General features: G+C 67.4%; 10 protein-coding genes, 1 pseudogene and 1 CRISPR repeat array. Of the genes and pseudogenes, 2 read left to right on the top strand and 9 right to left on the bottom strand.

Going from position 1 to position 17,509, the window contains the following annotated elements; all coding sequences use genetic code 11:
- Positions 1–322 precede the first annotated feature (322 nt).
- From KBX43_RS32080 to KBX43_RS14700, 4 genes are read right to left on the bottom strand one after another with little or no spacing between them, the layout of a single operon-like run.
- Positions 323–3,421 (bottom strand): helicase-related protein, encoded by a 3,099-nt coding sequence (locus tag KBX43_RS32080; protein WP_210884878.1) that lies wholly within the window; start codon positions 3,419–3,421, stop codon positions 323–325.
- Entirely contained in the window at positions 3,418–5,169 is a 1,752-nt protein-coding gene (locus KBX43_RS14710; RefSeq protein ID WP_210884876.1) for a phospholipase D family protein, read from the bottom strand. The genes KBX43_RS32080 and KBX43_RS14710 overlap by 4 nt, the downstream gene beginning before the upstream one ends.
- Complete coding sequence (locus KBX43_RS14705) at positions 5,156–6,424, bottom strand: DUF6361 family protein (protein ID WP_282101031.1); 1,269 nt, start codon at positions 6,422–6,424, stop codon at positions 5,156–5,158. Before KBX43_RS14705 ends, KBX43_RS14710 begins: the two co-directional genes overlap by 14 nt.
- Positions 6,408–7,163 (bottom strand): DUF429 domain-containing protein, encoded by a 756-nt coding sequence (locus tag KBX43_RS14700; protein ID WP_210884872.1) that lies wholly within the window; start codon positions 7,161–7,163, stop codon positions 6,408–6,410. The genes KBX43_RS14705 and KBX43_RS14700 overlap by 17 nt, the downstream gene beginning before the upstream one ends.
- A 330-nt stretch (positions 7,164–7,493) precedes the next feature.
- Positions 7,494–8,675: a CRISPR direct-repeat array (repeat unit 28 nt; unit sequence GGACCACCCCCGCGTGCGCGGGGAGCAG).
- Between the two features lie 928 nt (positions 8,676–9,603).
- On the opposite strand from KBX43_RS14700, the gene KBX43_RS14695 reads away from it, so the two are divergent.
- Both KBX43_RS14695 and KBX43_RS14690 read left to right on the top strand, forming a co-directional pair.
- Positions 9,604–10,800 carry a phosphomethylpyrimidine synthase ThiC gene (locus KBX43_RS14695; protein WP_210884869.1) on the top strand — a complete coding sequence of 399 codons (1,197 nt, stop codon included), beginning with the start codon at positions 9,604–9,606 and terminating at the stop codon, positions 10,798–10,800.
- A gap of 52 nt (positions 10,801–10,852) precedes the next feature.
- On the top strand, positions 10,853–12,271 hold the full coding sequence (locus KBX43_RS14690) for a hypothetical protein (protein WP_210884867.1): 1,419 nt from the start codon (positions 10,853–10,855) through the stop codon (positions 12,269–12,271).
- A gap of 8 nt (positions 12,272–12,279) precedes the next feature.
- Here KBX43_RS14690 and KBX43_RS14685 read toward each other — a convergent pair whose 3' ends face one another.
- From KBX43_RS14685 to KBX43_RS14670, 5 genes and pseudogenes are all read right to left on the bottom strand, one after another.
- Entirely contained in the window at positions 12,280–14,145 is a 1,866-nt protein-coding gene (locus KBX43_RS14685; RefSeq protein ID WP_210884865.1) for a PEP/pyruvate-binding domain-containing protein, read from the bottom strand.
- 2 nt (positions 14,146–14,147) lie between these two features.
- A complete protein-coding gene (locus tag KBX43_RS14680; protein ID WP_210884863.1) occupies positions 14,148–15,284 on the bottom strand; it encodes an iron-containing alcohol dehydrogenase family protein in 1,137 nt (378 codons plus the stop codon).
- A gap of 242 nt (positions 15,285–15,526) precedes the next feature.
- Positions 15,527–15,808 (bottom strand): annotated as a pseudogene (locus KBX43_RS31550) (hypothetical protein); the annotation flags it as partial.
- Between the two features lie 205 nt (positions 15,809–16,013).
- Entirely contained in the window at positions 16,014–16,406 is a 393-nt protein-coding gene (locus tag KBX43_RS14675; RefSeq protein WP_210884861.1) for a protein NO VEIN domain-containing protein, read from the bottom strand.
- Positions 16,355–17,308, bottom strand: a complete 954-nt coding sequence (locus KBX43_RS14670; protein WP_210884859.1) for a hypothetical protein — start codon at positions 17,306–17,308, stop codon at positions 16,355–16,357. Before KBX43_RS14670 ends, KBX43_RS14675 begins: the two co-directional genes overlap by 52 nt.
- Between the last annotated feature and the right edge of the window lie 201 nt (positions 17,309–17,509).

Raw genomic sequence — 17,509 nt, 5'->3', positions numbered from 1 at the left:
CAGGCAACCTGGAAGGTGTCACCGACCTGCATCGCGGGATCACCCCCGCGTGCGCGGGGAGCAGACCGCGTCCAGCGTCGCGCGGGTGCGCTCCGGGGGATCACCCCGCGTGCGCGGGGAGCAGACTATTTGACCTGGGCCGCTAGAAATCGACTTCGCGGCTTTCATTCACTATGGCTCGCAAGATCGTTTCCCTTGCCCTCGGTCTCACGCCTAGCTGACGCTCCGACAACCTCCACCTGAGCGTAGTGAATCAGTGCGACTTGGGCGAACGGGTCCGGGCGTTCACTGCACCTCCTCCGGCTCGAGTCGAGCGTCCGTCTCACAACCGGGAAGCGGTCGGCCGTTGAGGCCGCAGATCCAAAACATCAGGCACGTCGTTCTCGCCTATCGCCTGCCGCTGCAGAAGGAGCAGCAGGTCTTCCTGCCGCGGCTGGCCGAACGCGAGCCGATACCTCACCAGGTCCGCCTTGAGCCGGTCGAACCGCGCCTGATCGCGGCTGAGCGGATAGGGCAGGACGTGTCGTTCGATCTTCGCTGGTCCGGAAAACACCCAGTATGGCGCGAAGTCACCCAGCTTTCTGGACTCTGCTCGAGCGGCGTCGTACAGGGCTCTCCAGACGTCCGGATGCGCCGAGCGCAGGGCGTCGGCCCGGTGCGTGGCGGCGACGTTGCGCCGTACGGCATGCCCGCCGAAGCGGTGTACGCGTCCTTCGCGCTGCTCGAAGTCGACGGGGTTGGCCGGGGTGTTCCAGTGCACGACCGCTGAGCACCACTGGTGGAAGTCGATGCCTTCTTGGCCGGCGCTGGTGGTGGCGACGACGAATGGCCAAAACGGGCTGTTGAAGGCGCCACGTACGACCATCTTGCGGTTGACCTGGGACTGCTCCTCGCCGCGGCCGCCGTAGCGTAGGGCGAACCGTCCGGGCAGCTTGATGGGCTGCTCCGGGTTGTGTGGGTCGAAGGCTTCGTACGTCGACTGTCGGCTGGCCATCGCCTGCCGTGCTTCGTCGGCGATCTTCCACAGCTCGCAGTCGTCGAGTGGGGTGTCCGAGGCTGTGCTGCGCAACGTGTGCAGGTGCTCGTCGAGGACGGCCTGCAGCCCGCCGGCCGCGCAGTACCGCAGCACTGCCTGCCAGTAGACCTTGCCCATCGCCAGGTGGTCGAGTAGCTGTGCGGACTCCGGCCGGTTGAACAGGGAACGCAGACCATTGGCGAGGAGCGCGGCTGCACGCCAATGCCCCGCCGGTGTGACCTGGCTGCCGGGTTCGATCAGCCGCGACAAAGCTCGCCAGGCGATGTTGCCAGGGCCGTGCAGGCCGATTGCCGCGATGCTGTCGATCAGCCCGTCCAGCTGGTCCTGCGTCGGGTAGCCAGCCTCTTTCGTCAGATCCCGCGCCCGGGCGACGTGTCGGTCCAGACCTGTTGCCGAATGCTCCTCGTCTGCCGACGAGCCAAGGGCGGCAGCAGCGTCGTCGACGGCGGGATCGGCGCCCGGCCATCGGAAGAGCAGCTCCCACGGCTCAGCAGGCGCTGGCAGGCCGGACCCTTCTTCGGCTGTGGCGTGAGCACGGAGCCGGTCCCGTACCTCAGATTCGAAGTCGTCCAGCAGCGCGAGGTCGTCCGGTCGCTGCCGAGCCAACGCCAGCGGATCGCACAGTGCCGCCAGAGCGGGATGGGGCCAGAAGAGCGCGAGGACGCTCATCGCCGCGGGGCGCTCGTGTTCGATGCGGTAGTCGAGGTGGCGGTGCCCCTCTCCGGCCGTGCCCAGCCGGCGCTCGGCTTCGTAGCTGAGGAGGCCCGCTACCGCGGTCGGAGTGGCGCTCCAGGATGAGAACAGCAGCCGCTTGGTAATGCCTCTACGCGCCGCGGTAGCGAACGGCTCATCGAGAGCGTGGTAGGGCAGCGACGGTGGCAGCCATAGGAGCTTCCACCACCCCCGGTCAACGGTGTCGGCGGCGAGCTGCCGTAGCCGGCCGTTGCCGAGATCGACGGGCTCACGTCGACGGATCGTCTCGGCATCAAGCAATTGAGCCGTGCCCAGCAGCGTTGGCACTTCGGGAACTGTCTGGCCCTTCAGCGCCGCGCGGACCTTGGCGCCGAGCTGGTAACCGTCGAGAAAGTTCAGGAAGTACGGTGCGGACTTCCAGTACTCGACCGTCATGGGAGCCCCGACAGCCTTGGCAATCTTGCGCATCGCGGCGTAGCTACGTACGTCGTGCGGGTTGACGTCGTCGGCCAGGGTGACGTGTTCGCGCAGCATGTCGTGCTCGCCGAGGAGGGGTCGCTCGGTGCGGCACATGACCGTCAGCAGCAGGCGGCGCAGCCACTCGCGCAGGTCAGCGCAAGGTTCGCCGCGGACCAGAGCTTCCCGGTACGCCTCGAATGCCTTCGTCACGTCGGCGTGCCAGGATTCGTCGTCGCTGAGGAAGCGCAGGATCTGCCGGAAGTCGCCGTAGTGGTCCTCGCCGGTAACGGCTTCTTCGGCGAAGGTGAACGGCTTGTACGGGGTGGCGGACAGTAGCAGCACCCGGGCGTCCCGGTAGTCGAACAGGTGCTGGGCGAGTTCGGCGCCCTCGCCGCCGTTGTCGTCGAGCAGCTCCCGGAAGCGCTGGAACTCGTCGAGGATGATCAGGTCGGGTTCGAGGACCTCGACGCCGGCGGTGGCGAGCGCCGTACGGAGGTCACCGGTGAGCTTGCGGGCAGTCTCTCGTAGCGCGGTTGGTAGCGCGAGACGTCGGCCGATGCCGTCCAGCAGTGCGTCGAACCTGTCGAGCAGGCCCCGTTGCCGGGCGCGGCGCAGGAACTCGTCAGCGATCGTGCGATTGACCTTTCCGCCCAGCTCCTCCCGCAGCCGGACGCACTCCCGCTCGAAGCGTCCAGGTGTCGCGACGCCGGCCTGCAACGCCCGCAGCGCCGCCCGGGTTCGCCAGCCGTCCCACGAGCCTGCTTGCTCAAGCAGCAGGAACAGTAGGGCACGTTCCTCGGCCGTGCCGGTGCGCCAGCCCTGGTCGAAGGAGGTGCCAGGGGTGAAGGCGACCAGGTTGATCGGCTTGCCGACGGTAGCGGTCGCGGCATTGAGCTTGTCCGCGTGCTTGGCGAGCAGGGTGAGCCGGCTGGACAGCGTTACCGTCTCGTCCGGGGTGACCCGAAGCCGGTCGATGTTCTGGCGTGCTACATCCTGATTGGAACAGACGTAGATGACGTCGACCCGCTCGACGCTGTCGTCGTCCTGTAGATGCTGCAGGGTCTGAGCAATCACACCTCGGGCGACCACGCTCTTGCCGAGACCGGTCTCGTCGGCGACCAGGAACCGGCGGGTCGGGTCGGCGCCGAAGTAGCGGTCGACGACATGCGCGACAGTGATGCGCTGGAAGTCCTTCAAGCCGGCCATGACCGGGCCGGCGTCGTACCGCTTCACGCGCACGCCTCCTCTGCCATCGCGTTTCGCGCCTCAGTGATGACCTTCCAGAGTTCGGCGAAGCCAGGTGGAAGCAGTCGCTTGCTGCTGCCGCTGACCTCAATGCGACTGACGAGCCGGGCAAGGTCATCGAGTTGCTCCGGCCGGTCGACGAGAGCGTTCAGAAGCAGCTCGAAGATCCCGGTCCCGCCCGTACGCCATGCGCCGGCTCCGCCGCCGCCACCGCCCACCGCGGCAGCGGCTTCCGTCCCGAGGCCGAGCATGAGCAGCAGGAACCGCAGGAACTTCTCCAGCGTGTCGATCTGCTCGGCGATGACGTGATCGAGCCGGTGCTCGGGATCGCCGACCAGGGTGGCGAGGACGACGGCTTGTTCGCGGCCGGTGCTGTCCTCCGCGGTGACGATGACGAACGGGGTGATGTCGACCAGTGTGAGCCCGGTGAACGCCGTGTCGACCGGCTGCCCTGCGGCGAGTGTGGTCGCCTCGCCCCGGCGGGTGTGTAGCTGCGCGGTGATCCGTATCCCTGGCGCATCTGGCACGGCGTCTTCAGAAGTCAGCCGGATGCTGTAGCTGTCCGCCTCCGACATGACGGTAGCCAACAGCGGTACGGCCGCCAGGTCGCGGATCAGGTTTCGCAGCCGGTCTGCCTCGGGATCCGCATCGGCGCTGGTCTGACGCTCGTAGGGTTCGAGAATCTCGCGGAACGCTGCCTTGGGGCCGAGGAGGGCATCGATGCCCCACTGAGTGCGGCCACCAACCAGCTCCACCAGCAGCTCGACGTTACCGTCGAACGCCGCAGCGGTCGCGTTGGCGGAGCCGAGGAGAACCCGGGCCTGGTGGCCTTTCTCCACGACGTACACCTTGGCGTGCAGCCCAGTGAGCACATCCTGGCTCGACGGCGATTCCTCGACCGGCAAACCGGCGAGCTCGTTGACCACCAAGGCCTCGGCGCCGGTCAGGCTCTCCTCGGGTAGGCAGTCGAGCGTCTCCTGGCGGCTCACGACCGCCAGCTTGCCGCTCGGCGCGCACCGATCGAGGCCGTCCGGCGTGCAGAACGGCGAGATGACCAGATGTCGTGTGCCCGCGAAGTCCACTCGGTGAGCACCAGGCACCCCCAGCGCGTGGAAGAACATCGCCGAGGCGCCGTCGGGGTACTCCCACTCGGCTCGACGCAGATCCTCGCCCAGCGCTTCGATCGCCACCTGCCGATCAGTAGGCAGCGGTGCGACTGCCAGCAGCATCGCGCGTTGCAGCAGGTCGAAGAGGGGCTTGTTGCCGGCCACCCGGCGAGTGCCCGGATAGCCCTCCAAGCGCAGGCACACATCCCAGCTGCGGTCCTTGGTCAGGTTGCGGCTCAGCACCAGCAGGCGCAGTGACGTCTCACCGGTGGCCTCGTCCTCGAAGCGCAGAGCCCACAGCTTCGGGTGGAACAGACGACCCGGTCTGGGACGGCGGACCTGGTGCACCATGGGCTCGACGAATGCCAGCAGCGCCGACTTCGTCGGCGGAACTGCGATCTGCCCGGTCTGACAGAACACATCGATTCGGTCGGCACAGCGTCGTACGCCCTCCATCACCGCGATCGGGTCCGTCGACTCGCGTAAGCCCTGCGCGGCGAAGGCCAGCGGGGCGATCAGCAGACTCTCCAGATCCAGGGTGAACGTCAGAGCCACGGCGCGGGACATCCGCATACCCGGCGGCGGGCGCAATGCGTCGAGCAGCAGGGAGCGAGTATCAGGCGCGAGCACCGGCAGCCTCCGGCAGGTCGGCGGCGCAGCCGTCGTGGATGTCGATGAGGATCCGGCGTACCTGCGGCCAGCGGTAGACCAAGGGCCTGCTGCCGGAGGCGCCACTCCACGTACGCAACAGCTTGTCGTTGACCAACCGCGACTGACCCTTCTTGACCGATCGTTCCCGCTCGGCCACCAAATTGCGCAAGCTCTCGTCCGTGACGGCGTCGTGCGCGGCTCCGCTCGTGACCGCGTCGAGCCAACGGTCGATGAATCGTCGGGCAGATGCGTTCGATGCGATTCGCGGGTTCTTGTCGATCAGCCGGTCCCACATGCCCGATCGGTCCCAGCCCTTGAGGCCGTGCTCGGTCGACACACGCTGATTCCAGTCCAGCAGCAGGTCGCGGTATCGGGCCACCGGCTCCTCACGTTCGGTCAAGCCGGCAGCCTCGTACCGTTGGGCCACGAGGAGGTTGTACAGCAACGCCGCTCCGTGGATCGCCAGCGAGAACAGCGCGGCGTCTCGTACCACCGGACCGATCGGACCCGGCGCGGCCGCCACTGCCGGCTCCTCCCACGGCGCCTCACTGTCCCAACCGGGGCGATGCGCGGGCTCGAGAAGGTATGCCAGCAGCGTGTCCGGCACCGCGGCCAGGAGCCGCTCGCGCAGCCATCGCCCCTCTTCCGGCCGAAGCTTCAATCCACCCTCGACCTCGTCCGGAAAGCCCTTCGGCGCGGCCGGCAACGTCGCGTGCCAGGCGCCGTGTACTCGCTCGGTCAGCTCATCCGCCTCGTCCGAGCCAACGCTGAACCGGCGATCCGATGAGCCCACATCGCCGTCATCGATACGGATGCCGTAGCGCTGCAACGCGGCCGCGTAGATGGTCGACGGCAGCGTTCGTACCGCGACACCAGCGCGACGGCCGATTACGCCCTCTGTGTCGTCGCCCTTCATCAGGGCGGAGATCACCTTCCGCTCGCTGCGGTCCACGTGCTTAGTGAGGCGGTCGCCGCGCCATCCCCGCCGCTCGGACTCCTGGTAGCACCAGGGCACGATCAGCAGGTACCGCGCCCGGGTCTGCAGGACGGAGGTGCCGGGGAAGAGCAGGTCGCTGAACGCGTCGCGGACCTGGCCGATACCCAGCTCGTCCCGGCTCTCTGTGTCGCTGAAGAGTTTGAGCAGCTCGCGCATCCGCTGCTGATCGTTGCGGGAGCTGTCCAGCCAGCTCAATCCTGAAGCCACGATTACCCTCCGCCTACGCTTCTGCCGCATCCATAAGGCCACTCAGAGGGGACGTCGGTAACGCGATCCACCCCTCGGACCGTGCGGCGACCCGCTGCTCGTCATCCGGCGTCGTGGCCTTACCGATCACAGCTGCGCGGGCAGCCAACGACGCGATCACTGCGTCGAACGCGTCGTGGCTGCGCCGAGCCAACGCCTCGAAAGAACCCAGCTCCAGCCAGGGCGCGGCAGCCTGCAGCGCAGTCACGAGGTCGGCATGTTGTGCCTGCTGACGCCGCCCCTTGTAACCGCGGTGGGTCAAGCCCCAGCAGTTCAGGGTCGCCGCCGGATACACCTCGACGATCCTGCCGTCTCCGCAGCGATCCACATCCTGACCGTCAGCGGCGAGCAGCGACAGCAGACCGGCACAGCGGAAGGCGGCGTGCCCGATGCGGTCCGCAGCGACGCTGAGCGGGATGATTCCGGTCTGCTCGCGTACCACCTCGTCGGTCTGGCGATAGGCGAAGCGGCGCCGCCATAGGCCGCCCTCGCCTTCGCTCGCGGCGATATGGCCAGCCTGGTGGGTCGTGACGAGTGCGACGAAGGGTGCCGGCCATCCGAATGGACAGTCGAGCCCGGTCTTGTCCGCGCGGCGGCTTGCCTGAACGATCTGGGCGTCGCTGACCCCGAGGGCCAGGTCGCGCACTACTGCTCGGCCTGGCAGCCATTCAACTGCGGCCATCGCCGTGCGCTTGTCTGCGGCTGCGAGGTCAACGCCGACGGTTAGCACCGCACCACTCTAGGTACCACCAAGCATGGCGACCATGATCCGATCGACGGTCGTTGTGGAACGTTTAGCCGTCCACGAACGTCGACCATCCACAATTCACTGCACACGAACTGAGACGTCGGACCTCTATGTGCAGCTCGATCGGGCAACGCCGAGCAGCTGTGCCCGCAGTGGCGAGGGGGACTTCGGGTCGGCCTGGAAGAAGTAGCCACCGCACGGATTCCAGCGCGGATGGGAACAGGCAACGAACGCAGCGAATCGTCGATACAGGGCATATCGCCGTCGCGTACGTGCGAGCAGGGGCGCGATGGCTGCTCATCCACGTCGCGCAGGATCACCCCGTGGGCGCGGAGAACAGGCCGCTCGACATCCCGGTCGGTGTACAGCTCGGGATCACCCCCACTGCGCGGGGAGCAGGACTGGTACGCGGCGTCGATCTTCCGCACCAGGGGGTCACCCCCGCGTGCGCGGGAAGCAGGCGATCGTGCCGGTCGGGGCGACCGTCGTGACCGGATCACCCCCGCATGCGCGGTGAGCAGGGGGCACGAGTGGCGCTCAAGGTCGGCGAACTGGGATCACCCCCGCGTGCGCGGGGAGCAGCAGTTCCGGCCGGGAGGTGCGGGCCCGGCCGACGGATCACCCCCCGCGTGCGCGGGGAGCAGTTACCGAGCGTGAGCTACCCCTCGGGGTCCGCCGGACCACCCCCGCGTGCGCGGGGAGCAGGACGGGCTTGCGGGTGTCGGGCTCCTCGTCCAGGGACCACCCCCGCGTGCGCGGGGAGCAGATCTTGCCCATGACCGGGCGCTTGGTCCGGGACCACCCCCGCGTGCGCGGGGAGCAGTCGGGCGGCCAGGGCGGCGCTTCGGATCGGTCAGGACCACCCCCGCGTGCGCGGGGAGCAGTCTCGGTGGTGAGGAAGCGGAGCCGTCCCACGAGGACCACCCCCGCGTGCGCGGGGAGCAGGGCGGCGGGGTTCTTCCGCCACCGGTCCACTTCGGACCACCCCCGCGTGCGCGGGGAGCAGCGCGACCGGCTGAGCGCCGGACCACCAGTGGCCGGACCACCCCCGCGTGCGCGGGGAGCAGACACTGCATTGGGATCTCAGCCGCGCTGAGCGAGGACCACCCCCGCGTGCGCGGGGAGCAGTCTCCGGAGGGCAGGCGGCGGAAGCGCCGGAACGGACCACCCCCGCGTGCGCGGGGAGCAGCGCTCAGGCGTCCATCGCGGCGCCGCGCCGTACGGACCACCCCCGCGTGCGCGGGGAGCAGTCTCCCTTCACGATGTGGAGGTGCCGGGTGTTCGGACCACCCCCGCGTGCGCGGGGAGCAGCAGCACCGCTCCCATCACTTGTGGATCAGGCACGGACCACCCCCGCGTGCGCGGGGAGCAGGGTGCTCGTGTCCTCAGCCATCGCGGCTGCTCCGGACCACCCCCGCGTGCGCGGGGAGCAGTCAGGGGCTGCGATCGTCGAGTCCAACGCGCAGGGACCACCCCCGCGTGCGCGGGGAGCAGACTCCTTTACCTGCGATGGTAGAGATCAACTTCCCAGATTTCATTCACTACGGCTCTCAAGATCGTCCCGCCCTGGCAGTAGCTGACGCAGCGAGCTAACGTTCTCGGCTCCAGCCTAGTTGGCGGGCTCAAAGTCGAGTCCTGGCGGAGTTGAGAAGGCCTGCGAGGACTGGCCGCGGTAGAGGCAATGCCGCGTCTTCCTCGATCGCACAAGCATCCTTTCCTAGGATGCTTGCAAAAGGTGCGGTCGGCTACACGCGCCGCCGCGGACACGTTGTCAGAGCCGGTCCTTGACCGGATGGCGTAACGGACGCAGTAACGAATCGAGGCTCGCCGCAGCGGAGTGGGTGACATGAGCCGGCAGCGAATGTCGGAAGAGGGGAGCGTTCTGTATGCATTCGCGGATGTATCAGCCGACGCCTGGCTGACCTGCGCCGCGATCGCGCACAACCTCGCCTGCGCCACCGGCCACCTCGCCGCGGGCGCCTACGGCCACCGCCCGGCCCGCGACAATCCGGACCAGGATCATCAACGTCGCCGTCCGGATCGCGCACCGAGCCCGCACCATCCACCTGCACCTACCCGGCCACTGGCGGCGGGCCGCCGGGTTCGACAACCTGTTCACCGCCGTCCACAGCACACCCGGCTGAAACCCCTATACCAACCGGAATCAGACGGCACAGTCACAGGCCACAACCCCCACTACCGCCCCCGAACAATCACCCGGAGCAAACCGATCACGTGATCGACAACTCCCGCACGCCCCCGAACGACTCAACACCGCAATGATCAACTAGCGATTGCCGTCAACTGCGTCGGTGGATTGAGGCTGAGCAGCAAGATCAGCTTGAAAAAGGCAGTACTTTTGGCGCTGGATGCCGCCCCATCGATCGTTGTTCACCCACAATCAAGGTAGTACCCTCCGATCATGGGTGACGTGGCCAGCATTGCCGAGATCAATGACGTGCGGGCGGGATATGTCGGCGCCGGCGATCTTGTCGCGGCCGTTGATCGAGGTAGCGCTGTCATCTTGCGAGGCCGAAAGCGGAACGTCGCGGTCGGCCGCGTGGTTCCCATCAAGATAAACACGAACATCGGCATTTCGCATTGGACGCCCCGCGCGGGTGAACAAGGAAAGATTGAATTCCTCAGCGAGAGCGCCTTCGGCCCCGATCTCGTCATGGATCACACCATCGATCCCAAGGAAAAAAACTTCTGGCGAGATATGGTCGAGACCTTCGCCGGCCCGGTCGGTACTCTTCCGCAATATACAGCATATTCACCACGACACGGCCTTCTCAAGGAGCCGCTACTCGAGCGCATCGAGGAAATGCTCGAGGGTGGCGTTGCTTTCATGACCCTCCACTTCACGTCCGATATGGACATTTACGAGATCGCTGCGAAGTCACGAGCGGTACCGGTGACATCCCGGGGTGGCGGGCTGGCGATCCGGACGCAACTGAAGAAGGGTCAGCGCATCAACGCCTTCCGCGAAGGCTTCGACGACATCGCGAAGTTGTTCCTCCGCCATGAGGCGACCGTCTCGGTCGGCACGACGTTCCGGCCGGCAGATATAGCCGCCGGACTCGACGAGGCTCATCGGCTGGAGACCGCGAGGCAGATCGAAATCGTCAGGGAGCTGCGGTCTCGCGGTGTTTCCTGCCTCATGGAAGGCGTCGGCCATCTGGCCATGGACCAGATCGCCGAATATTGCGACCTCATCGCCGAGGCCGACTGCCCCTTCATGCCCCTCGGCCCCATGGTGACCGACAGCTCTATCGGTTTCGACCACGTGACGAACGCGATCGGCGGAGCGATCATGGCGTTTCTCGGCGGCGCTTCCGTTCTCAACTCCGTAACGCGGGAGGAACATACAGGTGGAGTGCCCACGACGGCATCGGTCATCGAGGGCCTGAAGGCCGCTCGCGTCGCCGCACATGCCGTGAACCTGACCCGTTTTCCGCAGATACGCAAGCTCGACGAGCTCACCCTAAAGCAGCGCGGAGCCCAAGTGAGCTGCGTCGTGTCCGGCGGGCTTTTCGGCGAAGGGGTCGCGGGTGGGAAGAAGGGTTGTACGAGATGTGACTTCGAATGTCCAATTATTCTGGCTCCCGCGGCGTTGTGAGCGTTCCATTGCGAGGTGTCCGGTCCGTTGAGAAATTGCGTTCGGAGATACCTTGATTCCTGCAGACACCAGCCTTTCCATGGAGCGCGTTCGGGTCGGCGTCCGCTTCGCCAGTGAGTTCGCCGTCTCCCGCCGGACAGTCGTCAAGGTCGGCGGCGAGGTCGGGTCGCTGTGGCCGCTGTTCAACGACGAACGGCCGGTGCCGATCGCTCCCTTCGAGATCGACACGTGCGCCACCTCTTTGGGGCTGCTGAGCTCGCTGATGGGGCCCGCCCTAGGCAACGCTGAACGCGCCGAGATGATTGAGCAGGCGTTGGTAACCCTGATCTCGCTGAGGCGGGTGGATGGTTCATGGCCGTCGATCAGGCTCACCCCGTCGATCTCCGCGAAGGACCACATGGAGGGGATTGTCAACGACACCATCTTTGCGGTTCAAGCGCTCCTCAGTGCGGGTTTCCTGGCACCTGACGGAGATCCCGGCGTTCCGCCGACCCCCGCCTCGGCCGCCGAACTCTCCAGCGCCGCCGCGCGGGCCGCTTGGCTGCAGGAATCGGTGGACTGGATAGAGCGCAACCGAGTCGGCATGGGTTGGTATTACACCGATACCACCCACATGGCGAGTCCCGACCAGTACGGCCCTGCGGTGGGGCCAACCGCGAGCATGGTGGTCCTGCTGGACGAATGGATGTCGCTGATCAGGCCGGAGCACGGCGTAAGCTACCACCTGCGGCTGCGGGCAATGCGTGACGACGCGATCTCCTGGCTCAAGTCGGCCCAGGCGGGCTCCGGTGGTTTCGGCCGCTCATATGGCGGCCCGCCATTGCTCGGGCACACTGCCTTGGCCGTTCTCGCGTTGCTGCGGGGGGCCGACAGCAGCAGGGACGAGCTGGGGCTGGCGGCCCGATGGCTGGTGCGGAGGACGTCGAAGAGAAAAGTCCGGAAGCTGGTCGTGGCTGATTGCTTCGACGAATACGAGCAGCTTCTCTCTCGTGGCCGCAGCCGTTACGTTAAGCGCATCATCTCCCACGAATACCCTATCGAGGCGTTGTTGGTCAGGGCGATGGGGGCGCTCCTGCTCGACTTCCGGTTCCGGTCCGCCGCCCTCACGCAGGGGTTGCAGCAGAGAGTGGCCGGTATGGGGGAGATGCTGCTGGACCGCCAGGCGGAGGATGGCACCCTTAAGGGGGCCTTTCGCAGTCGTCGGGTTACGGCAGGCGAGCACGCGCCGGTATACTGGGTTTACCAAGGCGTCCTTGCCCTGAGGGTCCTGCAGGAATTGTGCGCAGAAGGCTTCTTGCGAGAGGGCCAGGCCGTCAGATCGGCGGTAATTGTGGCCATTATGAGCGTGGCTCTCTTCGTGATCTATCTCTGGGCCAACGAATGGTCGGTTTCGGTCATGCCGACGCTCGCTCTCATCGCGTCCGGCATCCTCGTGAACCTGCTGACATACTTCCTGACTCGCAATCGTTGACCGCAACATCACACCGGGGTCAGGCAGACCGGCGTCCCGGCTGACAGCGCGGGCAATTCGTTGACCGGGAACACGGTGACGCCGTACTCGCGCAGTAGGGCGGCGAAATGGGAGAGCACGGAGCCCTTCAAGGCCACCGGTAGCCCGGTGTCGCGCAGTTTGGCGGCGAGCTCGGCCCCGAGCCGCGGATCGCGCAGCTTGAAACGCTCGAAATTGATCGCAACAATCTGCGGATTGTCTGCTGTGGGCAGTCTTTCGACGTCGTCAGGGCGGTAGAGCGGTGCGAAGTGCCCTTCGGCGACCGCGCGCTGATCTCCGCCCTCCACCACGGCGTAATAGTTCATGTCGGCGTCAGGCGCCAGCAACGTGATCTGCCAGGTCACAATCGGCCGGCCGGTGGGCGCTTCCCGCGCACCAAAAAGGAGTTCCACCCGTGCCGGGCCGACCGCAGCGGCGACCGCTGCGGCAACGCCGGCCGCCATGTGTATCTCGTACGAGGCAAGCACCGGCCGGTTTCGCAGCTCGGCGGGCAGCGCCTGCGGCCGGGAATGGCCGGCCAGCACGGCGAATGGCTTGACCGGGGTGCGCGCGTCACGTACCTCGAAGCTGTCCGCATCCACCACGAAGACGTCGTGACTGCAGGTCTCCAGGCCATCCATGAGGCCGTAGATCGCCGCGAGGACAATCGGCTGGCCACACCCGGGAGCGGTGGCGATCACCGAAGCCCGCGGTAGCATCCAGTTGGAGACCAGCAGAGCGACCTCGGTGGAGTAGTCGACGCGGCCGCCGGCCAGAACCGACCGCCAGTATGACTCAAGGTATGCCAGGCAGTCCTCGACGGATCGCAGCTGCGGTGATTGCGAGAGCATGTCGCCGGACTCCCGTGCTGACCAGTAAGCGGACCGGATCGAGACCGCGCCGGTGGCGACGTAGTGGCGGAACACCTCAGCGCAGGCCTCGCGGACCGCGGTAGTGCCGGCGGCCTGGAAGGCGCTCGGCAGAATGAGGTGGGCCTCGATCGTGGGTACATCGGCGTTCGCGAGCCGGAACGGGACGAGTTTCTCGCTGTGAAGGCTCGTGCCCGCCGCGAGTGCCGTGTATGGCGGCGTCGGTCCCGTCGCCGGGTACAGCAAGCGGCGCGCCTGGAGCATCCACAGCTGACCATCCCGGTCGAGCAGCCACTCAAGATTCAGCGGCGCGTCGACGCTCCGTTCGGCAGCGAGGGCCCACGACACCAGGGTTCGTGCTTGGTCAGGAGCGAGGACGGCGGAGTCGAGCCGGACGGCCTCGGGCCGGCGTTTGCTCACCACACACCTGTGCGGCATAACGACGTTGTCGGTGACGTTGCTCGGCGGGCCTGCCGAGTACTCGATGAGGACCGCGCTCGGATCATTGTCATGCGGCAGCATTGTGTAAATGACGCCGCCGGCCACCGCCTCCGGCGCGTGCTGCACCAGCACCGCGATGGGCCTTCCGTCGCCGTGGATGCCCCGTCGGCGGCGGTACTCGGCGGCCGTCGGGTCGGCCGCCGAGTACCAGACGCGGCGGACGGCAGCCAGCACCTCGCTGTCGGTCGAGGCCCCGACTTCGCTGTGATAGATGCCGGGGGCACCGGCATCCGCGGTGTCCTCACCCGGATGGGAGGACCGGACGGCAAAGCGCGCGACGCCCGCCTTCCTCTGCCGTGCCAGGGCGGCAAGGATCTCATCCTCCACGGCGCCGGCGGCCGTCAGTGCCGCCGTCGTTATGCAGAAGCCGCTGGGCACTGGTATCGACGCGGCGAACAGGATCCCCAGGCCAGCCGCCTTGCCGCCGACCAATGCGACGGGCGCGTCTGGCAACTCCTCCGCCGGAACGATCCACCGACCGGTCATGCCTACATCAGTGACCGGTAGATCCTGCGGACGGCCTCGGGCGGTAGGGCCTGAGGATTCGTCGCCATGTCTGGGTTCTGCGCTTCCACCGCCATGGCATCCAAGTCGTCGGGTCGCGCCCCATGGTCGGACAGCCGCCCGCCTAGGCCGAGGCCGACCAGCCAATCTCCAAGCGACCGAGCGGGTTCGCCGGCATCCGCCTCGTCGAGCAGTCGTGCGACAGTCGCGAACCGATCGGGCGAGCTGGCCAGGTTGTATTCCACGACCGCCACGGCAACCAGGCTCAGAGCACGGCCGTGGTGAAGGTTGTACCGCCCGCTGAGCGGATTGCTCAACGCGTGGATCCCGCCGACGCCGGCCTGGTTGACCGCGTAGAGACTGAGAAGTGCGGCCAGCGCCACGAACTCGCGGGCCTCCGGATCAGCCGGATCCCGCACCGCAGCGGGAAGCCACCGCGCGGCCAGGCGGATCGCCTCCAGGGCGAACATATCGGAGAACGGCTGGGCTCTCCGCGACACGTACGCCTCCAGTCCCTGAATCAAGGCATCTACGCCGGCCTCGGCGGTGAGCTTGGCGGAGGCCGTCAGCGCCAGCGAGGGCTCCACGAAGGCCGCCCGGGGAAAGAGGTGTGGGCTGAAGAACACCTCCTTGGCCGTTCCCCGGCGCACCAGAGCGGCCGGAGAGATCTCGGCGCCCGTGCCGTGCAGGGTCGGAACGGTGAACGTGGGAGTCAGGCCCGCTGGGATGCCGGGAACGCTGAGCGAACCGCTGACGCGGCACTCCCAGAATCGCTGCGGATCGGCCATGGCGAGGGCGGTCAGTCGCCCGGCATCCATGGCGCTGCCGCCCCCGATGGCGACGATCGCCTCCGCGCCAGCGGCGCGTCCGCTTTCGGCGGCGGCCAGAATGGACTCGTACGTCGGGTTGCTGTCGATGCCGTCGTACACGGTGCTCTGCACGCCGGTCTCGCGGAGCGCATGCGTGCAGCGGTCGAGCAGCCCGCTTCCTCGGCTGCTTGCATGGCCCGTGATCACCAGTGCGCGCGAGCCGGCCTCGGCGACCGCCGCCGCGAGCCCGTCGACGCTTCCCGGCCCGAACGCCAACCGGGTCGGCACGCCGAAGGCGAATTCAATCGTCATGTTAGCTTCCCTGCTCACGTGACAGTGGTGTGCGACGAAGGGAGCGTGGTAGTCGTCCCGTACGTTATCAGCTACACCCGGTCGACCACGGACAGCACGTAGCCGCTACCGCAGCGGTCAGGTAGGCGGTGCTGCACGCGCATCAGGCGGCAATTCGGGAGTTTGCGTCCGGTGTCGCTTCCGGCCGGTGTTCCCAGTTGGCTCGTGACGCCGGGCAGATAGCCCGGCCCGGGGCTCGCACGCTACTTCCCGGCCGAGTGTGTGTGGCGAGTAATGGCTGGGTTCAGCGGCGGTAGGCAGCCGCTGCGCAACATCGAGGCGGCGTCGACGTCGAGACCAAGCCGGTTCCGCCCGTCCTCCTGGGCCTCGGCGACCGATTCGGCGGCGACTTGCAGTCGAGGGTCGCCCGCGTACGGGTGCAGTTTCCGCTCGCCTGTGGTGCCCGGGGTGCGGCCGGTGGACTGGCGGCCGGTGCGGGCGGCGGCGATGGCCCATATGGTGCGCCGGTACCAGTGCCGCCGCAATCAGCCGCTGTAACCTCTCGACCGACCGATACTCGACGCTGAATCCCGTTCTCCGCGGTGTCGGGGAATCTGCCATCCGCGTTGACCTAGCACACCCCTGACTACAGGACCGACGACGAGGAGACGGACACGTAGCGGAACCTATGCTGGGCAGCACAACGCCAGCACCACCATCACCGCAAGCGCGCCGCTAGCAACCCCCGCATCAGTCCTGGCGGTCGTTCTCGGCCGGGGTGAAGTCGAAGTCACGGGCCGAAAGCGCGCCGCCGTCCGGGTTCCATGTGAAGACCCGGAATTTTCCGCTCGCCGGGTCGACTTCACCGTCCGGCGCGAAGACGACATCGGACAGGATGCCGAGCACGCAGTCGCCGACGTGCTCCCGGGCCCACTGCACCTCGCGGCGTGAGACGATCACCGCTGCACCCTTGGTCTCGGTGCCCTTGGCCTCCAGCCACAGCGTCCGGCCGTTTTTGGTGGCGATGGCGTCATAGGGATTGCCGAACCGGACGTCCCGCACGATCCAGCCACGGTCGCGGAAGTACGCCATCAGCCGGTCCTGCGCGGCGTCTTCGACCTTCCGGCGCCGCGCGGGATCCATCTGCCAACCCTGCCGAGGCGAACCGCGTGCCGGCAGGGAACCGGATGACCGAGGTGATCTGCCCAGAGCTTTTCGAGCTTCGCGGCGGCGCGCGGCGGTAGTACCCACCCGCTGCTCTGCGGCCGCCACCCGCCACCCTCCGGGATCTGGCCGACCAAGAACGCGTGCGGCAGCCCGTCCTCCGGCAACAGGAGCGTGTCCCAGTCGATCAGTACGTAGTTGGCGTCCTCGTCGGCGCACTTGTCGTCCCACTGCTCGGCCGGGAAGATTCGACTGGTGGCGGTGCCGCTGCCGATGATGCCGCGCGGTTCGGGCCCCTGCCGCAAGAAGAAGACGCGGTCGCCAGGTTCGATGCCGGTCTTGCGGTTCCCGGTGGCCCACTGCCCACGCAGGATCCGCCCCGACTCGACCGCCTCGACGTCACGCGGGTAGACGGTCTCGGCCCAGCCGTCCGGGTTCCACCGCTCGGGGTTCCACGTCACAACCATTGTGACCCGCTCACGCCGGTCTAGGCCGGCCCGTTCGGCCGCTGGGAGTGAATCCAGCGCCGCAGTGTCGAAGTAGCCAACCGGGTTGCGGTGCCGCGGCGTCGGCCTGCCTTTCAGCGCATCATGGACTGGGTCGCCGGGGCGCAGCACTCGGCCCAACAGCGCCCACTTCGTCGCGCCGTCAACATCGTGGCGCGTGCGGCCGTCAATCTCCGCAACGACCTGCACACGGCCGCCGAACGACAGGGTCGCAATTCGCTCGCCTTCGACCCGGCTCCCGAGAGTCCAGACGCCGCGGTTGATTTCCCACAACTCATCGTCGGTCGCGGTCGCCTTCCACCCCACCCAGGTGCGCCCAAGCGGGTCACCGGGCGGCACGTCAAGCGCCTCGGTCAGCACGAAGTTCACGGCCACCCGCGCATCTTGCCGCGCTGGTCGGCTGGACGCCAGAGCCGGATGGGCAGGTGCAATCAGCGTAGGTGCGCTGGCTGCTGTCCGACGGTGCGCTGCTGCTCGTCCCCGCCGTCGGCTCCGCGCTCGGACGAGGCTCTGATTAGCCGGCAGCGGTGAGTAGCCAGGCGCATCACCCACCGCGGCGGCCACCACCCCGATCGC

It is taken from the genome of Micromonospora sp. C41, assembly GCF_018070485.1.
In the GTDB taxonomy this organism is placed as follows: domain Bacteria; phylum Actinomycetota; class Actinomycetes; order Mycobacteriales; family Micromonosporaceae; genus Micromonospora; species Micromonospora chalcea.
This window is presented reverse-complemented; position numbering and strand designations above follow the sequence as displayed.